The following is a 5725-nucleotide window of genomic DNA, read 5'->3' as shown; positions in this document are numbered from 1 at the left end:
CCATCTTCATAGCGCAGCGCCGTCTTCGGGACCCGCGACAGCAGAGCGCGCATGTCGGCGCGGGCACGGTTGGCGGCATAGTCCTCCAGCAGCCGCCCGCTGGCATACATCAGCGCCACGACAACCGCGGCCAGGGTCTCGCCAAACAGCAGTGCAGCGGAAATCGACATGCCCGCCACAATGTCGAGCCCAACGTCACCACGCATAAGCGAGTTGCCGATTTCCAGGAGCAGCGCGGCGAGGACCAGCCCGGCGGCCGCACCCCAGATCATGTTCTGGAAAGTCTCCAGACCAACCAATGGCGCCGCCAGCCCGAGCGCAAGCCCGAGCATGGCGACGGCAAACAGGCTGATGCGAACCAGGCTCAATGTACCCTCTTTGATTGTTCATTGCCTTAAACAATGCAGGCAATGCAATGATCATTACAGGAACGCGCAGCTTGTGGCGATCAGGACTGTCCCCAAACGTGGCTCGCTGTTAACAGCGCCTTTACCCTTCGCTGGCAGCCTGTGGACGAGAGAACGGCGAGTCGCGCAAGGTCCGGATCATCCACCGCGAACTTCGGCTCTGCCGGCCAATAGAATTAGAAGAAAGAAGCTCAAAAGCGCATGGCTGTCCGCGTTCTCATCATCGAAGACGATCCCGCACAACGCAGAATTCTCGAAGAAATGATCCGTCGGTTCGGCTGCGATCCGATGCCGGTCGATGGCGGGCACAAGGGCATCGAAGTGCTCCGCAGCCCATCCGGCGCCAGCATCGAACTCGTCATCCTCGATCTCAACATGCCCGGAATGAGCGGACTGGAGTTTCTTGACAGGATGCAGGCTATTCGCGGTGACCTGCCGGTGATCGTTCAGACCGCCCAGGGCTCTATTGAAACCGTCATTACCGCCATGCGTGCCGGCGCCGATGACTTCGTGGTCAAGCCGGTCAGCCCGGAACGGCTGCGGATCTCGGTGCAGAACCTCCTCAAGGTCAATGCACTCACGGAAGAGGTGAAGCGACTCAACAAGAAGGTTGGAGGGGCGTTGAGCTTCAGCGACCTCATTGCCTCCTCGCCGGCCATGGCAAATGTACTCAGGCTCGGACGGCGTGGCGCCCAGTCCAACATTCCCGTGCTGATCGAGGGAGAATCCGGCGTCGGCAAGGAAATGATTGCCCGGGCCATCCAGGGCGAGAGCGAGCGCGCTGGCAAGCCCTTCGTTGCAGTCAATTGCGGGGCCATTCCAGCGCACCTCGTCGAATCGATCCTGTTTGGACACGAAAAGGGTGCGTTCACCGGCGCCACGGCCCGCCACTCGGGGAAATTCCAGGAGGCGGACGGCGGGACTTTGTTCCTCGACGAGGTCGCCGAGATCCCGCTCGACATGCAGGTAAAACTGCTCCGCGCCATTCAAGAGGGCGAAATTGACCCGGTGGGCGCCCGCAAGCCCATCAAGGTCAGCATCCGGCTCATTTCCGCCACCAACCGCAACATGATCGAGATGGTCAAGGCCGGGCAATTCCGAGAGGACCTCTACTACCGGCTCAATGTCTTTCCGATCATGGTGCCGCCGCTCCGCGACCGGAAGGAAGACATTCCGGAACTGGTGGAGCACTTCATCACGCGATTCGCGGCGGAGGAAGGCCGGAAAATCCGCGGCATCACACCCGAGGCGCTGGACCTTCTGCGTGCCTATGCCTGGCCCGGCAACGTGCGACAACTCGAGAACACGGTCTTCCGTGCCATGGTCCTCTGCGAAGCCCGGCAGCTTGGAATTGAAGACTTCCCACAGATAGCCTCGCTGGTTGAGGGTTACGAAATAAGGATTCCGCCCGCGCCACAACTTGCCCCCCGGGCCCCGCTGCCCCGCGGCACGGAGGCGATCGCCAGTGGTTCACCGCTGCCGCGCAAGGGCGGACCAGCCGTTTCAGATGGCATCGCCTACGGCATTCCCGCGGTGACCGAGGGTGGCCACATCCGCAAACTCGAAGAGGTGGAGGCGGACATGATCCGGCTGGCACTGTCGCGCTATCAGGGTCAGATGTCGGAGGTAGCCCGCAAGCTGGGGATCGGCCGATCGACCCTCTATCGTCGCATGAAAGACCTTGGCCTTGAGGAGGCCGCGAGCTAGTCTTCCCTCCCGTGGCTTAGTGTATTCGTCGGGTGAGGCTCATGCATAGATCTTTACGCTTGGCGATATTGACCGGCCTCACGGCGCTGCTGACAAGCGGTATCTCCGCCGGCGAGGAACCCGCCAAGAAGCGCACGCCTGGATTTTTCGAACAGTTGCTTGGCCGAGCATCGCAAGGCTCCGCCGAGAACACGCGTACAAACCGGCGGACGATGAACCGGCGGGCTGAACGCGACATGCTGCTGGGCGAAAGCGTGCCGAGCAACAGGAAGCGTGTGGCGATCGTGGTTGACGATGACCCCGAAGCCGACCCTGGCCTGGGCACGGGCAACCTCACCTACATGCCGCCAAAACTCGTACCGCTGAGCGGCATCGCCCTTACCGAGCCACGACCGTTCGAGGCCGGTGCCGCCCACATCCATGATCAGCTGACAGCAGCCGGCCCGGCACTTCGCCTTTTGCCGGCGGCACGCGAGGCGCTGGTGGCACAGTATGTTGCGCGGGGCTTCCAGCCACTATGGCTTGAGAACGGCACGCTCGGTGCGCGGGGCGCGTCGGTGCTGGCTCTTCTGGCAGCCGCCGACCAGGAGGGGCTCGATCCTGCGGCCTATCTGCCAACCCCGCTTCAGACCTTCAACGACAGGCCACCCACCCACGATGCCGCGGCCATGGCGCGGCTCGACCTTGATCTGTCAGCAGCCGCACTCCGCTATGCGCATGATGCTTCGGGAGGACAATTCGATCCAAGAAAGCTGTCCCGGTACAATGACATCACACCACGGTGGATTGAAGCACCGGAGGCCTTGAAGGTGATCACCTGGTCGCCGTTCGCGGCCGACTACCTGAAGAGCCTCCACCCCACGCATCCTGCCTATGCGGCAATGAAGAACGCACTCGCCAAGCTCATCGCCACCCAGCGCGACACGCTTGCAGAGCAGCCGATCGCCGACGGCGAGATCATCAAGACGGGCGACAGCGATCCACGCGTTCCGGCCCTTCGTCGCAGGCTGGCCAGCCTCGGTTACCCGTCCGCGCCTGGTCCGGATGCAGACCGGGATGTGCTTGAGCCAGCGCTATCCGAGCAACTGCGCTCCTTCCAGAGGGCCTCGGGCATCAAAGCTACGGGAGCAGTCGGGCCGAAGACGCTGGCGGCCCTCAATGCGGGGTCAGTGCCGACAGATGCGAACCGGCTCATCGACAACATGGAACGCCTGCGTTGGCTTCCACGAAACCTTGGTCCACGCTACGTGTTCGTAAACCCACCTGCCTTCGCGGCCGAAGTGATCGAAAACGGCCGGACAGTTTGGGAGACCCGGGTCATTGTCGGCAAGCCGAACACGCAGACGGTCTCCTTCTATGACGAGATGGAGCTTGTGGTCTTCAACCCATCCTGGGGAGTGCCGCCCTCCATCATAGCAAATGAATATCTGCCGAAGTTGCGGCGCGACCCAGGCTACCTGGATCGCATTGGCTTCAAGGTTGTGAACCAGCAGGGCAAGGTGGTGCCGTCACGTTCCATCAGCTGGTCGAGCTATGGCCGTAAGGTGCCTTATGGCATCCACCAGCCGCCAGGCTCCGACAACGCGCTGGGTGAGATCAAGTTCCTGTTTCCGAACTCGCACAATATCTACATGCATGACACGCCCAAGCGTGAGCTGTTCACGGAAGATGTCCGCGCCTTCAGCCATGGATGTGTCCGGGTACAGAACCCCCGTGAGTTCGCTTCTGTGCTGCTCGGCTGGAGCGCTGAGGACGTTACAGAGCACGTCACGTCCAAGAAAAGCGAGACGGTCCGCATGAAATCCAAGATCCCGGTCTATCTGACCTACTTCACGGCCTGGCCGGATGAATCGGGTAACATCCAGTACTTCAACGACATTTATGGCCGTGACCGGTCCATGGAGACGGCCCGCTCGGCCACATTCCTGGCCCGCAACTAACCCGCCCGCAACAAAACGGCATGATTAAGCGCTTGTTAAACATAGTCATTTACCCTTCGTGAATGCCGCCTCACCGCGGCCTTATTCTTGTTCAAAACGCGGTTTCAGTGTAAGCCGATGCCCGGGGATGGGGTTGGCAGCCTGGACGGATACCAGAGGAACCGGTTTACCGGTCGTTAGTGGGGTATGGGTTTGGACTGCAGGGAAACCGGTCGTCGCATCTTTTTCAAGCGCTGGATGAAAGCCGCAGCAACCACGGTTCTGGCGGCATCCATTGTTTTGTCGGCTATTTTGGGCGGGCAGGCCCCCGCGCTTTCAGGTGGCGAGACGAGAACGCTGTCCCTGTACCAGGTGCATACCAAGGAAAGCATCACCATCACCTACATGAAGAACGGCAAGTATGTGCCGTCAGCTATGAAAAAGCTCAACTATTTCCTGCGTGACTGGCGCCGTAACGAGGCGATCACGATTTCCCCCCGAACGATTGACCTGATGTGGGAACTTCACGCAGACCTCGGCTCCAAGGCCCCGATCCACATCATTTCCGGTTACCGTTCGCCCAAGACCAACGCCTTTCTCAAAAAGATCGGGCGAAACGTGGCGCGAAAGAGCCAGCACATGATCGGCCACGCGATCGACCTCTACTTTCCCGATGTGCCGACCGTGAAGGTTCGCAACTCGGCACTGGTGCGCCAGGTCGGTGGCGTTGGCTATTATCGCTCGGGCGGCGGCCCCACGGGATTTGTCCACATTGACTCTGGCCGGGTGCGCCACTGGGGACCAGCCATCAGCCAGGCACAGATGGCCAAGATCATGCGAGACTACCGCAAGACCGTTGGAGCCCGCTTGAACAAGAAGGGTATGAAGGCGGTTCCGGAGGTCGAGGTGGCAGAGGCTGATGCAACAGCTGCCGGACTGCCCTCGCAGCAAGATGGAGCCGATAACACGGCGGCGCCGGCCAAGAAGAAGATCCCGCTCGAGACAGCCTATACCGAGGATGACGAAGAGTTGGCAGGCATGAGTGCGGATGCGTCTGCGGTACCGGCCACGCCCCGCAACAAGCCCGTTTCCGAAGACACTGCGGATGGCAGCAACATGATCGCCGACTCAGAAGGTATCAATCAGGGCTATCCGGTTCCGAAGCCGCGGCCAAAACCCATCGAGGTCTTGATGATGGCGGCTGTGAATATGAAGATAGAGCCTGCCTCAGCGCCGCCACCAGACGCCAGCACCCGCCAGGCGCCCTCCCCGCTGGACGGCAACTCGATTGGGGTTGTGATTGCGGCTGAAACCATGACCGAGACGGACGATACCGCTTCGGCCAGCGGCGGCAAGACAAGCCTGCCCGAAGAACTGCGCAACGGCCAGTCAGAGGGAATCCCAACAATCCGGTCGATTACCGCCTCGGCGGCCGGCGAAGACCTGTTCTGGTGGCCACAACAGCTGGTATTCGATACGGCCAAGGCAGTGCGCCGCGACGGCGCGCCTCAGCAATTCGATGATGTGGCACTCGCCGACGCATTGCCAGGCTTCAGCGACACCACAGATGCATCTGAGCCGCTGCTGCCAAAGCTGGCCGTCGCCGGCCTGGCGCAGAGTTCCGCTGCGGGCAAGGGTGACCTGCAGGTGGTCAATCGCGAGGGCAAGGGAAGCCTGCTGGTTACACCCGAC

At 61.2% G+C, this 5725-nt stretch carries 3 protein-coding genes and 1 pseudogene; 3 read left to right on the top strand and 1 reads right to left on the bottom strand.

All coding sequences use genetic code 11. The features are described 5' to 3' along the window. A pseudogene (locus ACILRN_RS15415) lies at positions 1 to 368 on the bottom strand (heavy metal translocating P-type ATPase); the annotation flags it as partial. A 240-nt stretch (positions 369 to 608) separates the two neighbouring features. Here ACILRN_RS15415 and ACILRN_RS15410 point away from each other — a divergent pair. The 3 genes from ACILRN_RS15410 to ACILRN_RS15400 all read left to right on the top strand — a co-directional run. Next, on the top strand, positions 609 to 2114 hold the full coding sequence (locus tag ACILRN_RS15410) for a sigma-54-dependent transcriptional regulator (RefSeq protein WP_395689779.1): 1506 nt from the start codon (positions 609 to 611) through the stop codon (positions 2112 to 2114). A gap of 41 nt (positions 2115 to 2155) precedes the next feature. After that, positions 2156 to 4054: a murein L,D-transpeptidase gene (locus tag ACILRN_RS15405; protein ID WP_395689777.1), complete on the top strand. Its 1899-nt coding sequence runs from the start codon at positions 2156 to 2158 to the stop codon at positions 4052 to 4054. Positions 4055 to 4291: 237 nt separating this feature from the next. Further along, a partial coding sequence (locus ACILRN_RS15400; protein ID WP_395689775.1) for a DUF882 domain-containing protein occupies positions 4292 to 5725 on the top strand: 1434 nt, incomplete at its 3' end.

This window comes from Aestuariivirga sp. (genome assembly GCF_044238155.1).
Taxonomy (GTDB): domain Bacteria; phylum Pseudomonadota; class Alphaproteobacteria; order Rhizobiales; family Aestuariivirgaceae; genus Aestuariivirga.
The sequence above is the reverse complement of the archived record's forward strand: the minus strand, read 5'-3'. Positions and strand labels throughout refer to the sequence as shown.